Raw genomic sequence first — 24147 nt, 5'->3', positions numbered from 1 at the left:
GTATGGAGTCCGAGCCGAGCGGCCGCGTCGTCCAAAGGCTCTTTCAGGTGAAATATATTCCTGTCGGTTTGCTCTCCCGTCGCCTCGTCCCTGAAATTTCCGTCGCGAGAGAGATTGTAGACGTCCGAGAGAAGTTCTGCACCCTCCGCTCCCACGAGTTCCTCTATCTCCCCTACGGTCCAAAGATAGAACTTGCCTTCCTCCCCTTCGCTGTCGGCATCCTCGGCCGAGTAAATACCTCCTTCGGGAGAGGTCATGTCCCGAATCAGGTATTCAAGTATCTCCCTCGCTTTTTTTTCGTAAAACGGGTTTTTCGTGATCTGCCACGCTTCTGTGTAAGTGATCGCCAAAAGGGCTTGATCGTAAAGCATCTTCTCGAAATGGGGGACAAGCCATTGTGAATCGGTCGAGTACCTGTGAAAACCGAAGCCCACATGGTCGTATATGCCACCCCTTCCCATAGCAAGAAGCGCCCTCTCAACCATCCTCAAGGAAGCATCTTTCCCGGTGCGCCCGTAATACCTCATCAGAAACATCAGGTTGTGGGGAGTCGGAAATTTCGGAGCTTTCCCGAAGCCGCCTTCATCGGGATCGAAAGTCGAAAGAAAGTAACTGTAGGTCTGATCAAGAGTCTTCTCGCTAAGCAGGGAAGTACCTACTCTTCGGAGAGAATCCCCCAAGCTGCAAACAGCGTCGGTTATCTGCCGGGCCGACTCCAGAACCTCTTCCCTCTTGTTCTCCCAGAGTTCCTTTATCGCCGGCACAAGCTCCTTCATCCCGACTCTACCGTAACGGTTCTCCCTAGGTATATAGGTTCCGGCAAAAAAAGGTTCCCCCTCGGGCGTCATGACTATGTTAAGAGGCCAGCCGCAGCCTTTCCTTGAAATCACGTGACAGACAGTCATGTAGATATTGTCAATGTCGGGACGTTCCTCCCTGTCAACCTTGATCGAGACGAAGTTCTCGTTCATAAGCCCCGCTACCTCTGCGTCCTCAAAGGATTCGCGTTCCATAACGTGGCACCAGTGACAGGTCGAGTATCCTATGGAAAGAAATATCGGCCTTCCAAGTTCCCGGGCTTTCTCGAACGCCTCCTCTCCCCACGGATACCAGTCAACCGGGTTCTCCGCGTGCTGGAGAAGATAGGGGCTCTTTTCGTTTTTAAGTCTGTTTGACACTCAAACCTCCTCTTCGGGGAATGGGAGAATCATATAGTCCGATCAAAAATAAGTTCCATGCAACGTAAGATGTTTCCAGCCTTGAGGAACCCGTCTGAGAAATTTCCTCCGCTCGGAAAAAATAATAATTTCTTTCTGTTCATATTCTATTTTTAGGCTAACATTCTCACCTAAATGCGTAAACCCGTACAGAAGGCAGGCGTCGTAGCTTACAGGGAAAACAACCTCGGGGAGATTGAAGTCATTCTAGTGAGTTCAAGAAAGCTCAATGATTCATGGGTCTTTCCCGCCGGAGGAGTCGATTACGGGGAAACTCCCGCCGAGGCGGCGGAGAGGGAATGTCTTGAGGAAAGCGGATACAAAGTGGAAATAGAGCAGCCTCTCGACATAATGGTCATTGAAGGAGGAAAAAGGCACGTTCTCTACACTTTTTTCCGCGCCAGGGCCATTGAAGATACGGGGGATTACGAAAGGGATAGAAAAAGAAAATGGTGCGGGGTTGACGACCTTCCCGACACGGTCGCTTACCTGTTTCGGGAAGTCGCGGAAAGTTTTCAGAAAAATATCCTAGGCTCTCAGTCCCGGAGCTGAAGCCTTAATCGACCAAGCAGCAATCGCAACTTCATACTCACACCGGAGAGGAACAAATGAAAAGCCAACAGTTTATAAAGAAGACACAGAATCACTACGCGCGGGTAGCGGCCATCTACAGGTCCCTGAGAGTCACAGACTCAGAACCCGTGCTCTACATAAAGGGAATAATAGGGGACAAGGGGAAAATAAAGGCTGCCGACGTGGGGGCCGGAGCAGGAAGATACGCAAGACTTTTCTTCGAGCATCTGGGCAAGGAGGACCTGTTTCTTTACTGCTATGACACAAACGAGTTCATGCTTGAGAGCCTCGAGCAGTACCTTGAGGATCACGACATCCGAAACTACGTGACCAAAATCGCCATGGCCCAGGAACTTCCAATCGGGGACAGTGCCCTTGACGCCGTATTCTGCTTCAACGCCATACATTTTTTCAACGCCCCGAAATTCCTGAGGGAAAGTGCAAGGGTGCTCAAAGAGGGATCGTTTCTTTTTATCTACACAAGAACCAAGACCCAGAGCATGAAAAGCATATGGGGAAAACACTTCCCGTCGTTTAACCAGAAGGAATCGGATTTTTACAACACCGAAAAGCTTGAGGCAGAGATCAAAAGCACAGAGGGGCTTGAGCTTATTGAGACGAAAACATTTATTCTCGCCAGGGAGAATTCCCTGCAGGAACTGGTTGAGAGGGCGCAGAGCAAGCACTACTCGACTTTTTATCTCTATGAGAGCCAGAAGTTTGAAAGATCCCTTGCGGAGTTCAGGAAAAACATCCGTGAATCCTACGAAGATCCCGACAAGATCAACTGGTCCGATGAGAAAACCATGTACACCGTCCTTAGGAAATAACTCTGGAGTACGTTTGGCTGCGTTTGGGTTAACATTGTGGCGGGCGATGGGGGATTCGAACCCCCGACCCCAGGCTCCGGAGGCCTGTGCTCTAATCCACTGAGCTAATCACCCGCTGACAGGTATCCCAAGTTCCTTCATTACAAGCTTCATGTCTTCCCAGACGGGTTTTTTAAGAGACGGGTTTCGCAGAAGCGCGGCTGGGTGGTACGTAATCATAAGCTTTGAGTCCCCGTACTGGTGAAAAGTGCCTCTTAACTGCCCCATCTTGAAGTTCTTAAGCTTGAGCATCAATCCAGTAGCGACGCTTCCGAGAGAAACTATTACCTCGGGGTTTATGCTTTCTATCTGTTTCATAAGAAAAGGCTCGCAGCTTGCCACTTCGTCCGGTTGCGGGTTCCTGTTCCCCGGAGGACGGCACTTTACAACGTTGCATATGTACACGTCCTTTCTCTCAAGCTTCATCGCCTGGGTTATCTTCGTAAGCAACTGTCCCGCCCTTCCGACAAAGGGCCTTCCCTGAATGTCCTCGTCCCTTCCGGGACCTTCACCCACAAACACGAGCCTTGCCTTGGGATTCCCCTCGCCAAACACTATGCTCTTTCTGGTCTCGCAGAGACGGCACCTCGTGCAGTCCCCTAGTTCCTCTCTTATCTCGGAAAGCGTCTTGACCGCAGATGAATCCCTAGATTTCCTGCGATCACTTAAAAGAACGGTTCCGTTTCTCTCCGTATCCGCTATTTCGGTGCCTCCAGCGGCAAACTCAGCCGGCAATTCCTCTATACCGATCTCCTTGCAGAACCGAAGATAGTTCTCAAGCGCCCGCGCCGTCTCGTAAAATTCACTGGAACTCATTGCTCGCCGGAAAGGAAGTTTAACACAAACGGCAGTAGGTAGCGAAGGGGTTTGAAAGCAAGGCGGGTTTTAATTAGAATAAGACCGCGTTTGCAAAAACCCCAGACCTAAACCCGTCAAACGCTTTCCCCTCGGAATGGAGAGAGAATACAAACCGCAGGAAATCGAGAAAAAGTGGCAGGATTTCTGGGCGGAAAAAGGCACCTACAAGGTCTCCGAGGAGACCTCCGGGGAAAAATACTACGTTCTTGAAATGTTCCCATACCCGTCAGGGAGAATCCACATGGGGCACGTGAGGAACTACACGATCGGGGACGTTGTCTCGAGATTCAAAAGGGCAAGGGGCTTTAACGTTCTTCACCCAATCGGGTGGGACGCTTTCGGACTGCCTGCCGAAAATGCGGCGATACAAAACGCCATACATCCCTCGACCTGGACACGGGCCAACATAGCACAGATGAAACAGCAGCTCATGCGCCTCGGGTTCAGCTACGACTGGAACCGGGAGATCGCAACGTGCGACGTTGAATACTACCGCTGGGAACAGTGGCTTTTCACCAGACTTCACCGCGAGGGGCTAGCGTACAGAAAGACTTCCGTTGTCAACTGGGATCCGGTTGACCAGACAGTGCTCGCAAATGAGCAGGTGATTGACGGGAAGGGATGGCGCTCAGGGGCTGTTGTCGAAAAAAAGGAAATACCGCAGTGGTTCCTAAGGGTAAGTGATTACTCAGAAGAGCTGCTGGACGAACTTGAAAAGATGAAGGGTTGGCCCGACGCGGTTAAAACCATGCAGAGGAACTGGATAGGGAGATCCGAGGGAGTTGAGGCCGAATTCCGCGTGGACGGGGAAAAGAGCGTTTTGAAGATATTTACCACGCGCCCGGACACTATTATGGGGGTGACTTATCTAGCCCTGGCCCCCGAGCATCCGCTTGTAGAGGAGACGGCTAAGAAAAACTCCGAGGTGGCGGACTTTCTCGCCCGGTGTCGCAAGGCGCCTGTCTCCGAAGCTGAGATTGAAACCATGGAAAAAAGCGGCGTCCCTCTGGGAATAGAGGCCATCCACCCCATAAGCGGGGAGAAAATACCTGTATGGACCGCGAACTTCGTCCTCATGAGCTACGGAACGGGTGCGGTAATGAGTGTTCCCGCGCACGATCAGAGAGACTGGGAGTTTGCGAAAAAATACGGTCTTCAGATAAAACAGGTGATTTTCCCTGACGACGGAAGCGTCTTTGACATCGAAAAAGAAGCATTTACGGAAAAAGGTGTTCTCGGGGATTCTGAATGGCTCTCGGGTCTCACCTCCCAGGAAGCCTTCGGGGAAATAGCAGAATTTCTCCAGAAAAACGCCACGGGCGGAACCAAGATCAACTACCGGCTTCGGGACTGGGGAATCTCAAGGCAGCGCTACTGGGGAGCACCGATACCTATAGTTTACTGCGAGCAGTGCGGAGAGGTTCCGGTTCCAGACTCCGATCTTCCAGTGGAACTCCCGCTTGAGATAGATATTGACGGAGAGCGAATCCCCGCTCTTTCCAAGATCGAAAGCTTCATCGCGACAAGCTGTCCCGCCTGCGGGGAACCTGCGAAGCGAGAAACCGACACAATGGATACGTTTGTCGAGTCCTCCTGGTATTTCCTTAGGTACGCCTCTCCCGATTTTAAAGGCGGCATGTTCGAGCCTGAAAAAACTTCTTACTGGCTTCCCGTGGATCAGTACATAGGCGGAATAGAGCACGCCATACTTCACCTGCTTTACTCGAGGTTCTTCACGAAGGTGCTCAGGGACATCGGCGTTTTCCAACTCGACGAACCCTTTGAAAATCTTCTCACCCAGGGGATGGTGGTTAAAGACGGGGCAAAAATGTCAAAGTCTCTCGGGAACACCGTGGACCCCGACGACATGATAGTTCGCTACGGGGCTGACACCGTAAGGATGTTCATGCTCTTCGCCGCCCCCGTGGAAAAAGATCTTGAGTGGAGCGAACAAGGAGTAAACGGAATGTTCAGGTTCCTCGGCAGGGTCTGGCGTTTCGCCACCGGGTTTTTCGCCGAACCGGAAAATAAAGAGCAGATACGGGAACTGCCGGCAGGGGGGAAATCGGCTGTTCTCGCCGCCACGACCAACCGGGCGATAAAAAAAGTCACAGAAGACATAGAGAGTTTCAAGTTCAACACCGCAATATCGGCCGTAATGGAGCTTTTCAATGAACTCAGCACACTCTGGAAAGAAAAAAGCGTGGAAAGAGAGCACGCCCGCGCGTCGCTACTCGCGATAACGAGGCTTATCTACCCTATGGCTCCCCATTTCGCGGAGGAACTCTGGGAACTTTCAGGAGAAAGCGGAAGCCTAGTTGACAAGGAGTGGATAAAGTGGGACGAGAGCGCTTTTGAGAGCGCGGAGATAACCATACCCGTAAGAGTTAACTCCAGAGTGAGAAACCAGATCTCCTTAAGCGCGGACGCAGACGAGGAAACCGTTAGGGAAATCGCCCTTTCCGACAGCCGGGTAAAGGAGTACATAGCGGGGCGGGAGATAAAAAACTTCGTCTACGTACCGAAAAGACTCGTGGACATAAGAGTTTAGCAAGGAGAAAAAGAACGTGAAGGAAGAATCAGGCTATCTTGGGGAAAAAGTAAAAGCGATAGAGGTTTCTCCCGAGAAGCCGATCTCAAGACTGCTCGAGGAGATGGCGCAGACGGGATTTCAGGGTAGAAATCTGGGCAGGGTAGTGGACGTTCTCTGCAAGATGGTGGAAGCTGAGAATCTCACCATCTTTTTCGGATACGCGGGCTCCCTTTCAACAACCGGACAGTGGAAAGTAATAAACTGGCTAATCGAAAACAAGTATATTGACGTTCTGATACCCACGGGCGCGAATATCTCCGAGGACATAGTGGAAGCGATGGGTTTTTCGTACTGGCAGGGAACTCCTAACGAAGACGACTCAAAGCTTTTCTCCGAGGGGATAAACCGCTACTACGACGTTTACGGAACCGAGCCCGACTACCTTGAGATGACCGAACTTTTAGCCGAATTCATAATGACTCTTGACAAATCCCGAAGCTATTCCTCAAGAGAATTCCTAAAAAGATGCGGACAGTGGCTCGACAAGAAAAACATAAACTGCATCGTAGCCACGGCCGCCAGAAACGAAGTTCCGGTCTTCTGCCCCGCCATAGCGGACAGCCCTTACGGAGACGCGGCGCTCATAGCCGAAAGCAAGGGACATCATCTCACGATCGACGCCATACAGGACTACGTAGAGTTTATGGGAATGGGCGAGAGCGTGGTTGACACGGGAGTGGTTTACATAGGTGGCGGGGTTCCGAAAGACTTTATTCAGCTCTTTGCCGTCACGGGCGACCTTCTTTACGAAGACAGGAAGATTCCAGGAAGAGCGCTTGGGCTTAACCGCAAGGGAACCGGGGAGCAGGAAACCTACTATCCTCATAGATACGCAATCCAGATCACGACCGATTCTCCCCAATGGGGGGGACTTTCGGGGTGCACGTTCGAAGAGGCGGTTTCCTGGGGAAAGGAAAATCCCGAAGGCAGCTTGGTTCAGTGCTACTGCGACGCCACCATAGCTCTTCCCATCGTCTCTCATGCTCTTTCGGAAAAAACCCAGCTAAAAAGGAAAGGAACCCTTCTTAAGTTTGATGATTAGCCCATATTTCCCGCGGAATATAAATGCAGAAGTTTTTCGGAATCCGGTTCTGGGTTTTACTTGAACTGATTTTTAGACGTCATGATTCGACTTCCTTAACCAGAAAAGTTTCAGAGTCTTCAACATAACCGGACGCCTGAAAACATGAAGATCAAACCATAATGTTAAAATCCCCGATATTCTGGTTTTGACGGCTTGCTTCGAAAAATCCCTTTAAAAACATCTGCTATTTATGATAGAATAGAAATCGATATATCAGATGAACCTATTACTTAATAAAGACGAACGGGATGCTGTTATGATTGCATCGAGTCGTCAACGGCAATTATATGGGTCGATTGCAGTACCGAGCCTAAACAGATTTATTGCTGTTGCCCCCAGATGGTTTTCAAAGCCATCTGCATTGTTTCGCCTTGAAGAGTTGGACATAATAGATTTTTAACTGAGTGAATATATTGCACCTTATGATAAAAGGAGGAGAAAAATGAATTACTTTATCAAAAGGGTTTTAATGATTTGTCTGCTGGCATCCGGGATGTTGGCAGTACCGCTTTCAGCATTTGCAGGCGGGGGAGAGGCCGAGGAACCGATAGCCGAAGAAGCAATGGCTGAGGAACCGATGGCCGAAGAGGCAATGCCTGGGGAAGCACTGGTTAAGGATACCGATGTTTCAATCTACGGCAGGTTCTGGCCGAGGCTTACCTATGAAAACAGTGACGGGAGCTCAGCCGACATCACCGACGCGCTTTCACGAGTCGGCCTCAAAGCCACCACGCAGATAACCGAAGGTCTGTCCGCAGTGTTGCACGGGGAGTGGGACGTTGATATTGAGCAAAACGGCAATTTCGGCGACGCGCGCCAGGCTTACGTGGGTATTAAAAGCGATGACCTGGGAATGGTAGCTATCGGTAAGCAGTGGGACCCCTATTTTAACACTGTAGCAGAAGTAACCGACATTTTTTACCATCGCGGAAGCCCCTTCGGATATGATCATCAGGGTCCTTTCCGGAGCAGCAATCTGGTAACATACTCACACAGTATTGCGGGTTTAAAAGTAAACGCAGGCATGCAGGTAGATGGTGAGGTCGAGAACGATGCTTACTATGGCTCCGATGCCTCCGCCTCTAATGCCGACAGCGTTGACGCAGCTTCGATCGGCGCGGGCTTCAGTTCTGGCCCGATTTACATCGGCGCATCCTACTTGCGGCAGAACAGGGACGATGACAACGTTGAGAGGAATTTCTTCGGTGTCGGCGGCAGCCTGAATGTAATCGAGAACCTGTACCTCGCCGTTACTTACCAGTACATAACGGACAATTACGATGACGGCACTGAAATGAACCCCTTTACTCTCGACATAGCCTCCGCCTACACTTTTGGTAGCGTTAAATTGCTCGCGGGCTTTTTCATGTCCGACCCAGACGACGGAAGCGAAAGGATGATCTATAACGTTACTTTGATTAAAGAGGTACATCCCGCCTTAGACGTCTTTGCCGAATGGGTATTAGCTGACGAGGATGGGGGCGATGACGTAAATACTTTAAGCCTCGGTTTCCGTTATGACTTTGACGTTCAGATATTCTAGTCTGTCGGACTTGGGTTTGCTGTTTTAGAATCTTTAGCGTTTTGATCAGTTTAATTGAGGAGGTATTTGAAGGGGATCCGAAAGGTTCTCTTTAGTACCTCCTCTTTTTTTTCACCCCGTCGTCGGTCAATTCCGAAAATTTTTTTCTGTGCCCTCCTAAAGAGAGTTCTCCGCCGTTAATGATGAGATGCCGGTCCGGCCGAAACACGTCGCAACATCTCAGAAATTCAGTTCCATTGCGCACCTAGCAGCAAATGACACTCTGCTCAAGGACCGTTTATTGCGTTTAGCCAATTAGAGTGTAGATTCAATTACGAAAATTCCCTAAAATTCAATCGGAGGCACCATACTGCAGATGAACGAAAAACGGATAGGAGTAGATTATTCCGAGCTTCACCAGCTCGACAGCCCCGCAAACAGGCTCATAAGAGAATCCATCTGGGGAATAGAGGACGACATAGGACAGCAGTCCTTCATTACTCCCCGTTATCTTGACCAGCTGATCCCCAGGCTCGGCATAGAGAAAACAACGCATGTTCTTGACGTGGGAAGCGGAGCGGGCGGTCCCGCGATATACATAGCCGACAGGACCGGATGCAGGGTATCCGGAATAGAAATTAACGAAGTGGGAGTCGACGTATCAGGAAAACTCGCGAAAAACTCCGGGCTTGAGGAACAAACAGAATTTCATCTGGGCGACGCAATGGAAATGCCGTTTACCGAAAACACGTTTGACCTGGCAATAAGTCTTAACGTGATGAACGTGTTTTCTGACAAGACGGGACTTTTCAAGGAAATTCTCAGGGTACTTAAGCCTTCCGGAACGTGGGCGTTTCTAAGCGGCACCTTCGAGATATCCGGTGACGAGGAAACAAAGCAGAAAATGGCGAGAGGCTATCTTCTCCCGCAATATTACGATTCGCTTGAAAGTTACAGGGGAAAGCTTGAATCGGCCGGATTTCGTATCGAGGAAATAACCGAGTACGTGGCAGATTTCCGGGTTCAGGTTAAAAACTGGGGAGACGCTTACAAAAAGCATTCCGCCGTGATTGCCGAAGAGCAGGGCGAGGAAAACACCCGCTATCACATTGAGTATTTCGATACGTATCTGGGACTGGTTGACGAGGGAAGAGCCTCAAATCATCTCGTCATATGCTCAAAGCCCGAATAGGGTTTCCCCGCATGGTCACACGACCGGGTGATCCTTAAGAACAGAGCGAAGATCCCTCGAAGCACCCTCCGGGTCATCTGATCCAAAAACACTCGTTATGACGGCTGCGCCGTCCACCCCGGTAGCAAGTACCTGTGCCGCATTATGGGAGAATATTCCCCCTATGGCAAATATTGGAATCCCCGTGATAGCGGTTTTTGCCTCGATTAGAGTCTCAAAAGGGGTGGGGATTCTGCCGGGTTTTGTCGGAGTGGCCCAAGGAGTTCCGAAAACAACGTAATTGGCACCCATTCTCTCGGCGTGTATACCTCTTGGAAGAGAACCGTAACAGGAAACGCCTATGATAGCGCCGTTACCCAGTTTCTTTCTCGTGGGTATTATGTTCGGGTCGTCCTCGCCCAGATGCACTCCGTCGGCCTTTATTTCCATCATGAGTTCCGGGGAGTCATTTATTATAAGTGGCACGCCGTATCTCTTCGTAATACCGAGAAGTTCCCTGCCCAAGGCGACGACTTCCGAGCGCGGAGAAGTTTTATCCCTTAACTGAACGATGTCAGCTCCCCCCACTAACGATTTCTCAACTGTTTCGCAGAAAGAACCGCGCGGAATCAGCCCCTCGTCGGTAATCACGTAAAGTCCCCCAAGCTTAAAACCCATGGCGCACCGCAAACAGGATGAAAATCATTGCCGACTCTTCCGGAAAAACGGCTACATGCATCTTTTGAGGAACCTTCTGGCGTTTGCTATCTCTTTTCTCACGTTCGAGGTTGAAGTGCCGCCTAGGGAATTCCTGCTCTCAACGGAACCCGAGAATGTTATCACCTGAAAAATGTCCTCGTCGATTTTTTTGGAAAACCTGCGGAATTCGGAGAGCTTAAGATCTGAAAGCTCCTTTCCCCCCCGCTCGGCGTAAGAAACTATCTTCCCCACGGTTTCGTGGGCCGAACGGAACGGGACACCCTTGCGGGCCAGATAGTCCGCCACGTCGGTCGCGGTAACGAAGCCTCCCTGAAGGGCCTTCTTCATGTTTTCTTCCTTGAATTCAAGCGTCTTCAGCATTTCGACATTAACCTGAAGGCAAAGCTTTACCGTGTCAACCGTATCGAAAAGAGGCTCTTTGTCCTCCTGCATGTCCCTGTTGTAGGAAAGCGGAAGTCCTTTCATCAAAGTCAGAAATGCACTCAGGTTTCCGTAGACCCTGGCGGTTTTTCCCCGGGTGAGCTCCGACATGTCTGGATTTTTTTTCTGGGGCATTATGCTAGACCCCGTGGTGAACCCGTCCCCGAGGTCAACGAAGTCAAACTCCTTTGCGCTCCACAAAACAAGTTCCTCGGAAAGCCTGCTCAGGTGCATCATCAGAATCGAGCAGCAGAATACGAACTCCGCGCAGAAATCACGGTCGCTTACAGAATCAATGCTGTTTCTGGAAACCGATTTAAACCCCAGACCCTCGGCGGTCATCTCCCTGTCTATCGGAAACGAGGTTCCCGCCCCGGCACAGCTTCCAAGCGGGCTCACATTCACCCTGGCAAGGCAGTTAATAAACCTCTCGCGGTCGCGCTTTAGCATTTCGTAGTAAGCCAGAAGATGGTGGGATAGAAGCACCGGCTGCGCACGCTGCATGTGGGTGTAGAGAGGAACAATCACCCCCAGATTCTTTGCGGAAAGTTCAACGAACTGCTCCGCCAAGGCGCACACAAGTGAAATTATCTCTTCTGTCTCCCCCCTCAGGTAAAGCCTCGTGTCGGTTAGAACTTGGTCGTTCCTGCTCCTGGCGGTGTGTACCATGGCACCCGAAGACCCCGTTTTCTCGATAAGCCTCTTCTCTATGTTGAGATGGATATCCTCGTAGCTCTCGCTGAAAGCAAACTCCCCGCGGTCTATTTCCTTTTCGATCTCCCGCAGGCCTTTGGTTATTCGGGATGCATCTTTACGAGAAATAATCCCGGTCTCGCGAAGCATTTTCACGTGGGCGATACTCCCCCTTATGTCTTCTTTGTAAAGACGCCTGTCGAAACTTACCGATTCCGAGAACTTCTCGGCGATATTGTGTGTCTGGGAAGCAAAGCGACCTCCCCACGCTTTTTTGGCCAATTCAGTCTCCCGCCCCTGCGCCGGTCGACGCAGCTTCTACCGAATCAAGAAAGATCTTGCGTGTGGGATAGGCAAACTCTATTCCCTCATCGGAGAACCTTTTAAATATCTTTAGGTTAATTCTCTGCTGTATATCCATATAATCATCAAATAAAGGACTAAGGACAAAGTAGACTATGTCGTAGTTAAGGGAAAAATCACCGTAACTGCTGAAATGCGCTCTGACGAATCTCGTTTTCTGTTCCGACTCTATTATATCTTTTATCAGCCCGGGGATTTTCTCAAGATTATCGTAGGACGTTTCGTAAATGACACCTAAAGAAAAATCAATCCTGCGGGAGTCCATCCTCTTGTAGTTTTTTATGCGGCTTTGAAGCAGATCGTTATTCGATAAAACAAGCTGCTCGCCGGAAAGGCTCCTGAGGCGCGTGGTCTTAAGCCCTATGTGCTCGACATCCCCCATTATATCGTCTACCACTATGAAATCCCCGACTTCAAAAGGCTTGTCGAAAATAATGGAGAGCGAAGCTATCACATCGCCGAGAACGTTCTGGAGAGCAAGCGCTACGGCTATGCCCCCGACTCCAAGTCCCGCAATTATCGTGGTAGGGTCAAAACCCAGATTGTCGATCGTCAGAATTACCAGAATCACCCAGAGAACTACTTTCGCGAAAAATCCGAGACTTCTTAGGTGTGTTACGGTGGCGCCGACGCCGACATCGATATTCGCGAGTTTCTTCGAAACGTAATAATCAATGAAACCGCTTCCCCATAAACCGACCTGAACGAGAAGGCAGATAATTATTACGCTTTTCCGGAATTCCCTTACCTGCTGGGTGAGGTCAAGGAAGAAGGTAGCCACGTAGACCGAAAAAATTATGATCAGCACTATGCTGGTTTTTTCTAAGAGTGCTGAAACCAGATCGTCGAGATCTGTCTCGGTCTTCTCGGCAAGATTGGCAAACCCCCTTACGAACCTTTTCAGGATGAAATTAAAAACTAAGGCTAAAACAATCGCCGCTCCCAGAGCCCAGAGCCACGATTCGGCGGGATTGCCCAAGTAAGTCCGGCTAAATATTTCCTCGATATTCAATCAAACGTTCTCCCTGATATAAAATACACCCGCCCTACGCTGCGGCCATCATATAAATACCCGCTTGAATAACCTTAAACAACAAAAAAAGTCAGTGGAAAGAATTAGAAAGAGCTTCCAGGCTCTTTTAGAAACTCGGTTTCTTCCGGGGTTGATTCTCTTCCCAAAGCCGCGTTTCTGTGGGGATATCTTCCGAATCTCTTTATTATGTCAAAGTGCCGTCCCGCAAAATCCGTTGAACAGGCAAGGGTTTCCTTGATTTGCGGGTGCGAGGCATATTCGTTTTCAAGAGCGGAGTACTTAAGAACACTCATCTCCTGGATCTCAAGGTCCTCCGAGTGCATAAGCGGCAGGTAGAAAAATGTCCTGTGCGCCGGGTGAAGGTCCCTGTCAAATCCCTTCTCAATGCCCCGAAGACAGGCGCGAAGAGCCAGCGAGTCCGTTGAAAACGCTCCCGGTGTGTCGCGGTAGATGTTCCTTGGAAACTGATCGACGACGACTATAAACGCCACTGTGCCCAAGGGGGTTTCGAGCCAGCGGGAAAGTTCCCCTTTTTCGGCAAACAGGACATATTTCTCGAATCTCCGCCTTACGAGATCGTCAAACTCCTCTGACTTCGCCCACCAAGTCATCTGCTTCTCTTCATCCGGCAGCTCTCCCTCGCGCAGATCGCCGAACCAGAAATCCAGCACCTCGGAGACTGCTTCGGTTCCCCCCGCGGCAAAAACTTCCTCCCTTTTCATATCCCGAGAGTATAACACAGGGAAACAGGCTCCTCACAAGAACCGTACTATCCGACCCTGAATCTTTCCCTGCCACACTTGTGAAGAAAAATTTTATCGTTTCATAGTTACCGAAAAATTTTCAAGGTGAAGAGGCAAGCACCTGATCTCACTTGAATTTCATGGTCCGATGATCTCTCTTTGCAAAAACCCTTTTAATTTTATTTAACGAAAACAAAATAGTTCCTTGACAAGCATCAATATATTGTGTTTAAATAGATTCCGTGCACAAGATAGGCAATACATCTTGTACATAGACCGGAAGGAAGTGTTTATAAGGAACAGAAAAGGAGGAAAGTGTGCCTGGAGATAAAAACCACCCTGAAATCGTTGCGAATGGAACATCCGATCTTAAAACTGCAGCCGTCGATGAACAAGAAACCCAGATCCAAGAACCCTCTCCGGAGCATGTCAAAGCTCCAAGCGACACCATAGAAATTCCCGCGAAAACCATCGACGCCTTCGGCGGAGACACGCTCAGGGCGCGCGTTTTCTACGAGAAATACGCTCTTCGCAACGAAAAAGGAGAAATAACAGAGAAAACTCCGGAGCAGATGTGGCGAAGGGTGGCCAGGGAAATAGCGTCCCCCGAGGAAGAAAAGGAACTGAGAAAGCAGTGGGAGGAAAACTTCTACTGGCTCCTCTCCGATTTCAAGTTCATACCCGGCGGGAGAATACTGTTCGGTGCCGGCCAGAACAGAAGGGCCACGCTCCTTAACTGCTACTACATGCCGATAAAGGAAGATTCCATAGAGGGAATATTCGAGTGGTGCAAGGAGGCCGCCAGGACTTACTCTTTCGGCGGAGGAGTCGGAACCGATATATCTATCCTGAGACCGAAAGGCTCGCCGGTGAACAATTCGGCCATATACTCAACGGGGGCGGTATCGTTCATGGATCTTCTCTCCACAACTACCGGAACCATAGGGCAGGCGGGAAGAAGAGGGGCCCTCATGATAACCATGAAAGTCGATCACCCCGACATAATGGACTTCCTCGACATAAAAAACGATGAGGCAAGATCAAAGGTGCAGTTTGCCAATATCTCGGTGAAGGTTGATGACAAGTTCATGGAAGCCGTGGAAAGAGACACTGACTACGAACTCAGCTTCTCAAACGAGAAAACCGAAATAAAAAGAACCGTGCGGGCCCGCAAGATATGGGACAAGCTCGTTCAGTCAGCATGGTCCTCGGCCGAACCCGGACTTATATTCTGGGACACAGTTAAAAGATACTCCCCGACCGAATACGCCAACATGGAAGTAAATGGCGTGAACCCCTGCAGCGAGCAGGCGCTTGAGGACTACGGGAACTGCTGCCTCGGGAACGTGAATCTCTCCATGTTCGTCAAAAACGCTTTCGAAGAAACCGCCGCGATAGAATGGGAAGAGCTTGAAAAGGCTTTTCGATACAGCGTCAGATTCCTTGACGACATACTGGATTACAACATTGAAAAGCACTCCCTAAGCTTCCAGACAAAAGCGTCTTTGAGGTCGAGGAGAATAGGGGTCGGGTTCACGGGCCTTGGAGACATGCTTACCAAGCTCAACATAAAATATGACACGTCTGAAGGCATAAAATTCACCGACGAGCTTTTTGAACATGTAAAGAACATAGTTTACGAGGCCAGTTCAGACCTTGCCAAGGAGAAGGGAACTTTCCCCGTGTTTGATCTGAAAACTCATATAGCTAATCCATTTGTAAAAAGCATGCGCGATAACGTGATGAGCAAGATAAAGAAGCAGGGCCTCAGAAACGCATGCATACTCACGGTTCCACCCGTCGGAAGCGGTTCGGTTCTCGCTGGAACAACAAGCGGTGTTGAGCCCATGTTCGCCCTGTCCTACTTGCGGCGCTCGGAATCCTTGTCGGAAGAGGAATTCAAGGTCTACCACCCTCTGGTGTCTGAGTACATGGAGAAATTCGGGCTGGACGATGAGGCGGATCTTCCGGACACGTTCGTCACCTCACACGAGATAAAGCCGGAACAGCGGGTCCGCATGCAGGCCGCTATTCAAAAGCACATAGATTCATGCATATCAAGTACCGTTAACCTCCCCAAGGACATAAGCCTCGAAGAGGTCGAGAAGATATACTTCCTCTCTTGGAAGCTCGGCTGCAAGGGGGTAACCGTTTACAGGGAAGGCTCCAGAGAAGGGGTGCTGATAACGGAAGAACAAGCGAAAGATAAAACAAACTCTCCACCCTGGGATGAAGGGATGTCAACCACCCACTCCAACCTCACACCATCCCCTCATCCCTCTCAAAAAGAAGCGGTAAAACCCGTCACGAGACCAAGAGTCCTGGAAGGTTTTACCGAGGCGATAAAAACTGGGTACGGGAATCTCTACGTGACTGTCAACAGTTACGAAGGCAAGCCGTTTGAAGTTTTCGTCCAGATTGGAAAATCTGGATTTACCACGATGGCGGATGCCGAGGCAACTGGAAGGCTGATATCTCTGTCTCTGAGGTCTGGGGTTGATGTCAGAGATGTCGTGGAACAGCTGGAGGCCATTGGAGGTTCCTCGCCAGTTTTTTCAGGGGGAAGGGTCATAATGTCCGTCCCCGACGCCATAGCGAAGGTGCTGAGAAGCCACTTCGTAACAAAAGAGAAAGCCAGCGACGAAGCCAATCCTGTCGCGGAGGCAAACGGCTCTACCCAGAAGGTTTCAACGGACCTTATGTTTGAGCAGTGCCCCGAATGCGGAAGCAGAGCACTTGCGTATGAATCCGGCTGCTTTACCTGCAGGGAATGCGGATTCTCGAAGTGCAACTAGGCGGCTTTTTTTTACTTGAACTTTTTTGTCACAGTTTCAATGCCCCGAAGGCAAACAGTAGCGATACCTAGTCTTTTACTAATCCGAAAAGAAGCAATCGCCAAATGAGCCGTTATGTAGGCAAGAACAATGTCGCCGGGCCCATATTAGAGGCTGCCGAGCACTGGAAACACACATCCCTGATATCAGACAATGGGATATTTGAAGATACAGAGATATGGAAGATTGGTTATTTTGAAGAACTCAACCAACATCTCATAAAGCAACTCGATAAGAACGAAGACAAGTTCACCGAACAGCTGGGAAATCTCCTTCAAGCAAGACCACCTGAAATCAAACAACTGGCTGTGGAAATATCGTGGCTGATGTCTTTGTGCCACGACAAGTACAAAATCCAAACAAAACGCGAAAGCATCAAGACTATCTGGGAGAGATCGAGCAAGCCACTTCCCGAAAACTCCAAATGGCTTGAGGACGATGTTCTGGCCGGAATAGGTAATGTTGGCGCAGGCATTTTTTCCAGACTTGCGTGGGAATGGGAATTTTTCATTCTGCTTATGATTGAATTGAAAAAGTTTCCGGTAACGAGGCGCAAGGAACTGCTTCTCTCCGATGGATGGGATTTTGCCGAGTGGATTGAACAGATTCCAGGAAGTGCTACCCGCCAGTCACGTCACATGATCCTGTTTTTACTCTTCCCTGATAGCTTTGAACGCATATTCAGCGCAGAGCATCGAGAAAAAATTGTCAGCAAGTTTAAGAAGGGAGAAGCGGGCCGGAAACTGTCGCCGGTGGAGATAGACCGCCTTCTTCTTGAAATACGACGCGAGAAAGAAAAAGAGCACAGAACTTCCGAACTTGATTTTTATAACCCGCCTTTGAATGAATGGCAAAATGAAAATTCAAATGGTGGAAACCCCCTCAATCTGATTCTTTACGGCCCCCCCGGAACCGGAAAAACCCATTGGCTCAATAGTCGAACTGAAGAATATTCTGGCAAAAAACAAACTCCGTCGGCAGAAACTCTAAGCAGAAAGCAAGACCAAACTAGAGAAAATTGGCTTCGTCAAGAATTTGAGTCATCTAACCCACAGTGGCTAAGCATAATCATCGGAGTACTGTACTTGGAAACAAATGCAACACTCACCGAAATCTCAGAACATGAGTACATTCGTATAAGAAAACCTATGACGAACAACAAAAACATCCGCAACTCAATATCTACATACCTCAGAGAACATGCTGCTGAAAATTCAGAAGTCATTCAGGCAACCAAATACGACCGTCCACCTTTTGTATTTGATCAGGATTCCAACAAGAGATGGTATCTTGTCAATGACTGGGAAGAGGAATGCGATAAGGATCACAAGTGGAGACGGCATGTGGAACTTGCCAAAAAATGGAAAGCCGGACCAAAGCGGGAATTGCCCGACGAACGATTCGAATGTGAACAGGATCATGAGCCCAAAAAGCATGATCAGCGATTCGAGTTTGTGACCTTTCATCAGGCGTACAGCTACGAAGACTTCGTCGAGGGTATAAGACCTAAGTCAGATAAAGACGGAAACGTGAAATACGGGGTCGTTCCTGGCGTATTCAAGCGAATCTGTCAGAAAGCAAAAGTGGACCCTAAACAGCAATACGCAATTTTTATTGACGAGATAAACAGGGGAAATATCGCCAGCATATTCGGAGAACTCATCACCCTGCTTGAAACGGACAAAAGAGTGACATACGGAAAAGATGGTTCGCCCCAGTCAGGTATGATTCTGACTCTTCCTTATTCGGGGGAAAAATTCGGGGTCCCGGCCAATCTGGATGTTTACGGCACCATGAATACGGCTGACCGCTCGATAGCTCTTCTTGACACTGCGCTTCGGCGCAGATTTCAGTTCCAGGAAATGATGCCGGATACAAGCGTGATTGAAGGCTCATCTGATGGCAGGATAAAAGACGACAAGGGAGGGGAAATTGATCTTCGCAAGCTGCTTGAAGCGATAAACAGCCGGATACGCTTTCTCCTGAGCAGGGATATGACCATCGGTCATTCTTACCTTATCAGGGTACGTAATTTTGACCAGCTTAAAGATGTGCTGCTTTCCCGGATTATTCCTCTTCTCCAAGAGTATTTTTACGATGACTGGCACAAGATTCAACTCGTATTCAGAGATGTAAAAACAGGTGGAGAAAAACCCGAGCCGCAGGAAACGCAGATTATAAAACACGAAATAGTAGAAGGAAAAAAAGTCTTCGGGTTTGAGAATGATTTTGAAGACTCAACTGAATATCGGGTAGCCACTAAAGACGAGATTACTCCAGACGCAATCAGGAAAGTATACGAAGAAAAAAACAACACCTAATGTCTGAAGTAATTACCGTCATTGAGCACAAATCGGTCCCCATCGTCCGCTCCCCCGCAGGTAGACAAAACGAGCTTGGAGAAAAACACGCAGAGCTTCTCGGAAAACTCGAAGGAAAACTACCGACAAAAGCCTGGTCGTGGGGAGACAGGGAAATAAAATTCGCATCATACTGTGGAGTAATTTCTCTTGGGGATTTATCCATAGAGATTCTGCTCAAGATTCATGACATAAAAGCGGATGATGTCGAATCTAGCCGGGAAGTTCTTGTTCGCATGCTCTACAGAGCGCGGTACCTGAAACTCACTAGGGCGGGTACTGCGGGAATTAATCTCCAGAAGCGATTCCTCCTCGACATATTCATACTGCACTTCTGCGACCAGCTTCATGCCCAGCTGACGCGCGGAATGATCCAGAAATATATCCGTCGCGAAGAAAATCTGAACGTGCTGCGTGGGAAGCTTAAAATCGGGGAGCATCTCAAACGGAATCTCGCCCACGGGGAACGGCTTTTCTGCCAGTACGACGAATTAAGCGCGGATAACGTTTACAACCAAGTTCTGAAACATGTACTGGAGGTAATGCTTAAAAAAGCTAAAGGAAGCCGACCGCAACGGCATGTCTCGGAACTTCTTGCGCGATTCGAACCCATAAGCGACTTCGCCACGGACGTCACGGCGGCGGTTAACTCTCTGAGTTTTGACCGCATAACTGACAGGTACAAACAGGTATTCGAGCAGTGCGGATTTTTCCTCAGAGGATTCTATCCAGGCGTTACCACGGGGGAGAAAGACTGTCTTGCACTTCTGTTCGATATGAACAGGCTGTTTGAGGCTTATGTCGGAGTGGAGCTTCGCAAAGAGACAAGGGAAAAAGATATCAGCATAAGAGAACAAGGACCTCAAAGATCTTTCGCCAGACGGGAAGATTCCGGTAAGTCGATTTTCATGATGAAGCCTGATTTCTCATTTCTGAACAAATCTGGAAATCCGGTTGCCATCGCCGATGCAAAATGGAAAGTACTGGACAGCGAAGAACAGAAACTGGGGATAACGCAGTCAGATATGTATCAGATAGGAAGCTACGCTTCAAGGTACGGAGTCAGGAATCTTGCCCTGTTTTATCCTATGCAGGAAAAATTAACGGAACGAATTAAACTAACGCTTCTCAAGGAACATGAAGAAGTTCCGACAACTCTTCATATACTGCCGATTGATATCAGCGGAAACAGACCAAACGAGTTTGTTTTCTGGTAAGAAAAACCGGGAAACGACATTACAGTGAAAGACTCAGTAATCAAACAAATGCATAAAGTTGAATGCAGACTTCTCTCCTTTCCTCTCCAAGGCGGCAACATGTAATTTGAGGTCCGTCGTGAGCAAGGGAGTTTCGACCGAGACAACTTCCAGAAGCACCGCGTCGGTCAAGCCCAAGCGCGGAAAAGCGCTGTTTTGCGAGGCATCCGCACTTGCAACTACGGTTTCTTCGGTTCTTTTGATCAGGTTGTGAAGCATCTGGAAAAGATCCGAGCGCATGGGCTCCCCATGTTGCCCGAGCAGGTTGGATGCTTCGGTCAGGGTGTTCGGCGTAACTAACACGCAGTCAAAGTGCGAAAGGTGTTCGTTTAGTAGGTCGTATGCCTCAGCCGGAAACTGCTTGGTCCGCTTATGTTTGGCAATCAGTCCGGGATCAACCATACCGACGACAAGTAACACTAGAAGGCTGGAGTCAAGGAAAAGCCGAGTCGGTGCTGAAGTCATTGCATTCCGGTCAGTTCATGATTCCTGACAGACAAAACTTTAGCGTTACTGGCGTCTATGTTAACTACCTTAAAGGACCGCGTCTTCGGCCGTCTTTGCTTCTCAAAGGCAGAATGGACATCTTCAAACAGGTTCCAAGCATGATAATCCCACGGTCTGGAAAATCCTACGGTGATTTCCCAGCAGTCCTGGTCGTCATTAAATTTGATCTCTTCAAGTCCAACATTCGTAATCTGCTCTTCAACGAAAATATCCTTTACATAGTTTTTCGCTAATCTCACAGCTTCTTTAGCATCCATAATAGACCTCACGCCAAAAACAACTTAATATTTCTAAATGATAAAGAACGAAACAGGTGTTTTCAAGACAACTTCGAGATCAGATACTGCACTTTAGCTGAACGGGCATCCGCAGTCAGTATCTAGATTTTCCAAAAGAACGCTTCCCGTATTTACGATGGCCGGTTTCCCGCCTCGTTATCTCAAAGCAGGACAGTTCACAACAAAAACATGACAGACTACGGGTTCAGACCGCCGGGACAAGAACACTCCGCCACGGCAGATTCAGGCGAAAAAACCTACTCTCCCGCTCGGGCCCGAGCTATTTTGAGCTTCTTGTCAAGCTCTTCTCTTTCCGAAGCTTCTGTGTCCTGAAGCTCATCAAGTTCCTTCTGAAAGACCTCGGCGTCTTTTCTGGCGGCCGTGACGTCAACCTCTCCGGGATTCTCCGACTGGTCGGTAAGAATACTGATGGTGTCATCCTTTACATCCGCGAGGCCACCATGGATTATGAGAGTGCTTTCTCCCGACTCCTCGGTTTTGAACCTGAGTCTCCCCGGAAAAAGCACAGAAAGAAAAGGCACGTGACCCGGCAAAACACCGAATTCCCCCATCTGGCCGGGGGCTACCAGTTCCTCGACCTCGCCGTCAAACACGAGCCTCTTGGAGGTTATTATCTTGAGTTGCAGTTTTTCAGCCAATTTTCAGATCTCCCGTCAGGAGGCGATTGCCGTCGCCTTCTCGCGTACTTCGTCAAGATTACCCACCATGTAGAAAGCCTGCTCGGGAATATCATCCATGTTGCCCGAGATAATCTCGCCGAAAGCTTCTATAGTCTGTTTGATGGGAACGTACTTTCCTGGGGTGCCCGTAAACTGCTCGGCCACGTGGAAAGGCTGCGAGAGATACCTCTGGACCTTTCTGGCGCGTGCAACCGTGAGCTTATCCTCTTCTGAGAGTTCGTCCATACCGAGAATCGCGATTATCTCCTGGAGCTGCTTGTAGCGCTGCAGAACTTCCTGGACTTCCCTGGCGACCCCGTAATGCTCGTCTCCGACTATTCTCGGATCAAGAATGTTCGAGGCCGAGTCAAGTGGATCAACAGCAGGATATATTCCAAGTTCGGTCAACTGCCTTGAGAGAACGATGGTTCCGTCAAGGTGCGCAAAGGTAGTTGCGGGAGCAGGGTCCGTAAGGTCGTCCGCAGGAACGTAAATCGCCTGCACGGAGGTGATCGAGCCTTTTACGGTCGAAGTGATTCTCTCCTGGAGTTCCCCGAGGTCAGTCGAGAGAGTCGGCTGGTAACCAACAGCAGAAGGTGTTCTTCCTAGAAGGGCCGACACTTCGGAGCCCGCCTGGGTAAAGCGGAAAATGTTGTCGATGAAAAGAAGGACATCCTGACCCTGGGTGTCGCGGAAATACTCGGCGAGCGTAAGCGCCGTAAGGGCAACCCTGGCTCTCGCTCCCGGAGGCTCGTTCATCTGTCCGAATATGAGTCCCGTGTTTCCAAGAACCCCAGATTCCTTCATCTCCCAGTAAAGGTCGTTTCCTTCCCTGGTTCTCTCTCCCACTCCGCCGAAAACCGAGTAACCGCCGTATTCCTTGGCTATGTTATGGATGAGCTCCATCAGCAAAACGGTCTTGCCTACTCCTGCTCCGCCGAAAAGACCGATTTTCCCGCCCTTAAGAAAAGGAGCAAGAAGATCGATAACCTTTATGCCCGTCTCGAAAAGCTCCATTTTGGTGCTTTGTTCGACGAACTCGGGCGCGGGACGGTGAATGGGCCAGCGCTCCTCAGTCTCTACGGGGCCAGCTTCATCTATCGGTTCTCCGACCACGTTAAGCAGTCTCCCGAGAGCTTCCTTGCCGACCGGGATTGTTATTCCATCGCCGGTGTTAAGGGCATCCTGTCCTCTTTTAAGCCCCTCGGTCGAGTCCATGGCGATGCATCTTACGCGGCCTCCCCCCAGCTGCTGGGCAACTTCCAGAATCAGGTTCCACTCGGTTTCCCCAAGGGCCGGATTCGTTACCTTAAGAGCCGTAAACACGGTGGGAAGAGCTCCCTCCGAGAATTCGATATCCACCACCGGACCCGTTACCTGAATTATTTTCCCGATTCCCGGGTCGGCACCGTTTGCCGCTTCGGCATCTCTGCCGCCTGTTGTAAACGCTGATTCAATACTCATCTCTACTCGTTGCCTCCTTTCCTTTGAGCTTCCGTACCGTTAACGATATCCATAAGCTCCGTTGTAATGATTGCCTGCCTGGTCTTGTTAAAAAGCAGGGTAAGTTTTGCTATTACCTCGTCCGCGTTGCTGGTTGCGTTTTCCATCGCGGTCATGCGCGCCGCGTGCTCGCTCGTGAGCGACTCGTTCATGGCGCGCTCGATTCTCACCTGAACATATTTCGGAAGAATCGAACCTATTATCCGTTCTTTCTCCGGCTCGAATATGTAATCTGATGAACTCTCCGCACCACCATCGTCGGTTTCCCGGGCCGAAAGCGGAAGAAGTCTCTCAAAAGTCATCCTCTGGGAAATAGCGGAAACAAAGTGGTTATACGCAAGCACTACTTCGTCGCTCTCCCCGACCCTGAACTCCTCTGTGAGTGCCGCGGCCAGTTCCTCCGAGAATTTCCGGGAGTTCCTTTCATTGACTCCTGTGTAGTATTTGCCTGTGCCAACCCCGCTTCTCGAGAAGTAATCCCGTCCCCGTCTTCCGACGAAACTCAGCTTTATGTTCCCGAAAACTTCGTTCTGCTCCTCGATATAGCGTTGCATGTTCCTTATCAGGGCACTGTTAAAACTTCCGCACAGTCCCCTGTCGGAAGTAAAGAACAGAACGTGCAGGTTCGCTTTTTCCTCCGGGACCCGAAGAAGGGGATGGTCCTCCGATTCTGAAAGCGCCGCCACGTTTAAAACCACATCGCGGTACGCATCAGAATAAGGCCTGTAGGCCATAAGAGCGGCCTGGGCCTTCTGCAGACGCACAGCGGCTATGAGCTTCATGGCACCCATTATCCGCCGCGTGCTTCTTACGCTCTTTATTTTTGTCGTTATCTGTTTAAGGCTCGGCATTATCCTTTCCCGTTGCTAT

Annotated in this window: 20 protein-coding genes and 1 tRNA gene; 9 read left to right on the top strand and 12 right to left on the bottom strand. The window is 49.6% G+C overall.

Annotated features, from left to right (window positions below):
• On the bottom strand, nucleotides 1-1178 hold a 1178-nt coding region (locus F4Z13_05235), incomplete at its 3' end, for a thioredoxin domain-containing protein (protein ID MXZ48640.1).
• A 174-nt stretch (nucleotides 1179-1352) separates the two neighbouring features.
• On the opposite strand from F4Z13_05235, the gene F4Z13_05230 reads away from it, so the two are divergent.
• Nucleotides 1353-1769: an NUDIX domain-containing protein gene (locus tag F4Z13_05230; protein MXZ48639.1), complete on the top strand. Its 417-nt coding sequence runs from the start codon at nucleotides 1353-1355 to the stop codon at nucleotides 1767-1769.
• A gap of 56 nt (nucleotides 1770-1825) precedes the next feature.
• Nucleotides 1826-2620, top strand: coding sequence for a class I SAM-dependent methyltransferase (locus tag F4Z13_05225; GenBank protein ID MXZ48638.1), 795 nt, complete (start codon nucleotides 1826-1828; stop codon nucleotides 2618-2620).
• Between the two features lie 37 nt (nucleotides 2621-2657).
• Here F4Z13_05225 and F4Z13_05220 read toward each other — a convergent pair.
• Both F4Z13_05220 and F4Z13_05215 read right to left on the bottom strand, forming a co-directional pair.
• Nucleotides 2658-2734, bottom strand: a tRNA-Arg gene (locus F4Z13_05220).
• Nucleotides 2729-3475 (bottom strand): uracil-DNA glycosylase, encoded by a 747-nt coding sequence (locus F4Z13_05215; protein MXZ48637.1) that lies wholly within the window; start codon nucleotides 3473-3475, stop codon nucleotides 2729-2731. Before F4Z13_05215 ends, F4Z13_05220 begins: the two co-directional genes overlap by 6 nt.
• Before the next feature lie 136 nt (nucleotides 3476-3611).
• On the opposite strand from F4Z13_05215, the gene F4Z13_05210 reads away from it, so the two are divergent.
• The 4 genes from F4Z13_05210 (at nucleotide 3612) to F4Z13_05195 (ending at nucleotide 9908) form a co-directional block, all read left to right on the top strand.
• Nucleotides 3612-6068: a leucine--tRNA ligase gene (locus F4Z13_05210; protein ID MXZ48636.1), complete on the top strand. Its 2457-nt coding sequence runs from the start codon at nucleotides 3612-3614 to the stop codon at nucleotides 6066-6068.
• Between the two features lie 103 nt (nucleotides 6069-6171).
• Complete coding sequence (locus F4Z13_05205) at nucleotides 6172-7152, top strand: deoxyhypusine synthase (protein MXZ48635.1); 981 nt, start codon at nucleotides 6172-6174, stop codon at nucleotides 7150-7152.
• Nucleotides 7153-7636: 484 nt separating this feature from the next.
• Nucleotides 7637-8737 carry a porin gene (locus tag F4Z13_05200; protein ID MXZ48634.1) on the top strand — a complete coding sequence of 367 codons (1101 nt, stop codon included), beginning with the start codon at nucleotides 7637-7639 and terminating at the stop codon, nucleotides 8735-8737.
• A 355-nt stretch (nucleotides 8738-9092) separates the two neighbouring features.
• Nucleotides 9093-9908 (top strand): methyltransferase domain-containing protein, encoded by an 816-nt coding sequence (locus F4Z13_05195; GenBank protein MXZ48633.1) that lies wholly within the window; start codon nucleotides 9093-9095, stop codon nucleotides 9906-9908.
• Between the two features lie 15 nt (nucleotides 9909-9923).
• On the opposite strand, the gene thiE is transcribed toward F4Z13_05195, so the two are convergent.
• The 4 genes from thiE to F4Z13_05175 all read right to left on the bottom strand — a co-directional run bounded on the left by thiE (nucleotide 9924) and on the right by F4Z13_05175 (nucleotide 13838).
• Entirely contained in the window at nucleotides 9924-10565 is a 642-nt protein-coding gene (thiE, locus tag F4Z13_05190; GenBank protein ID MXZ48632.1) for a thiamine phosphate synthase, read from the bottom strand.
• 51 nt (nucleotides 10566-10616) lie between these two features.
• Nucleotides 10617-12002 (bottom strand): argininosuccinate lyase, encoded by a 1386-nt coding sequence (gene argH, locus F4Z13_05185; GenBank protein MXZ48631.1) that lies wholly within the window; start codon nucleotides 12000-12002, stop codon nucleotides 10617-10619.
• Nucleotide 12003: 1 nt separating this feature from the next.
• Nucleotides 12004-13095: a mechanosensitive ion channel family protein gene (locus tag F4Z13_05180; protein MXZ48630.1), complete on the bottom strand. Its 1092-nt coding sequence runs from the start codon at nucleotides 13093-13095 to the stop codon at nucleotides 12004-12006.
• 104 nt (nucleotides 13096-13199) lie between these two features.
• On the bottom strand, nucleotides 13200-13838 hold the full coding sequence (locus tag F4Z13_05175; GenBank protein ID MXZ48629.1) for a DUF924 domain-containing protein: 639 nt from the start codon (nucleotides 13836-13838) through the stop codon (nucleotides 13200-13202).
• A 338-nt stretch (nucleotides 13839-14176) separates the two neighbouring features.
• Here F4Z13_05175 and F4Z13_05170 point away from each other — a divergent pair, with 338 nt between their 5' ends.
• The 3 genes from F4Z13_05170 to F4Z13_05160 all read left to right on the top strand — a co-directional run bounded on the left by F4Z13_05170 (nucleotide 14177) and on the right by F4Z13_05160 (nucleotide 20270).
• Nucleotides 14177-16654, top strand: coding sequence for an adenosylcobalamin-dependent ribonucleoside-diphosphate reductase (locus tag F4Z13_05170; GenBank protein MXZ48628.1), 2478 nt, complete (start codon nucleotides 14177-14179; stop codon nucleotides 16652-16654).
• A gap of 104 nt (nucleotides 16655-16758) precedes the next feature.
• The gene (locus tag F4Z13_05165; GenBank protein ID MXZ48627.1) at nucleotides 16759-19014 is read left to right on the top strand and encodes an AAA domain-containing protein; all 2256 of its coding nucleotides are present in this window, start codon (nucleotides 16759-16761) and stop codon (nucleotides 19012-19014) included.
• Nucleotides 19014-20270 (top strand): restriction endonuclease, encoded by a 1257-nt coding sequence (locus F4Z13_05160; GenBank protein ID MXZ48626.1) that lies wholly within the window; start codon nucleotides 19014-19016, stop codon nucleotides 20268-20270. The genes F4Z13_05165 and F4Z13_05160 overlap by 1 nt, the downstream gene beginning before the upstream one ends.
• 33 nt (nucleotides 20271-20303) lie before the next feature.
• Here the strand turns inward: F4Z13_05160 and F4Z13_05155 are convergent, their stop codons facing one another.
• The 5 genes from F4Z13_05155 to atpG all read right to left on the bottom strand — a co-directional run bounded on the left by F4Z13_05155 (nucleotide 20304) and on the right by atpG (nucleotide 24128).
• A complete protein-coding gene (locus F4Z13_05155) occupies nucleotides 20304-20711 on the bottom strand; it encodes a hypothetical protein (protein ID MXZ48625.1) in 408 nt (135 codons plus the stop codon).
• A gap of 59 nt (nucleotides 20712-20770) precedes the next feature.
• On the bottom strand, nucleotides 20771-21073 hold the full coding sequence (locus tag F4Z13_05150; protein MXZ48624.1) for a hypothetical protein: 303 nt from the start codon (nucleotides 21071-21073) through the stop codon (nucleotides 20771-20773).
• A gap of 278 nt (nucleotides 21074-21351) precedes the next feature.
• The gene (atpC, locus tag F4Z13_05145; protein ID MXZ48623.1) at nucleotides 21352-21753 is read right to left on the bottom strand and encodes an ATP synthase F1 subunit epsilon; all 402 of its coding nucleotides are present in this window, start codon (nucleotides 21751-21753) and stop codon (nucleotides 21352-21354) included.
• A 15-nt stretch (nucleotides 21754-21768) separates the two neighbouring features.
• Nucleotides 21769-23238 (bottom strand): F0F1 ATP synthase subunit beta, encoded by a 1470-nt coding sequence (gene atpD / locus F4Z13_05140; protein ID MXZ48622.1) that lies wholly within the window; start codon nucleotides 23236-23238, stop codon nucleotides 21769-21771.
• 2 nt (nucleotides 23239-23240) lie between these two features.
• Nucleotides 23241-24128, bottom strand: coding sequence for an ATP synthase F1 subunit gamma (gene atpG / locus F4Z13_05135; protein MXZ48621.1), 888 nt, complete (start codon nucleotides 24126-24128; stop codon nucleotides 23241-23243).
• Between the last annotated feature and the right edge of the window lie 19 nt (nucleotides 24129-24147).

The sequence above is a fragment of the Candidatus Dadabacteria bacterium genome (assembly GCA_009837205.1).
Classification (GTDB): domain Bacteria; phylum Desulfobacterota_D; class UBA1144; order Nemesobacterales; family Nemesobacteraceae; genus Nemesobacter.
This window is presented reverse-complemented; position numbering and strand designations above follow the sequence as displayed.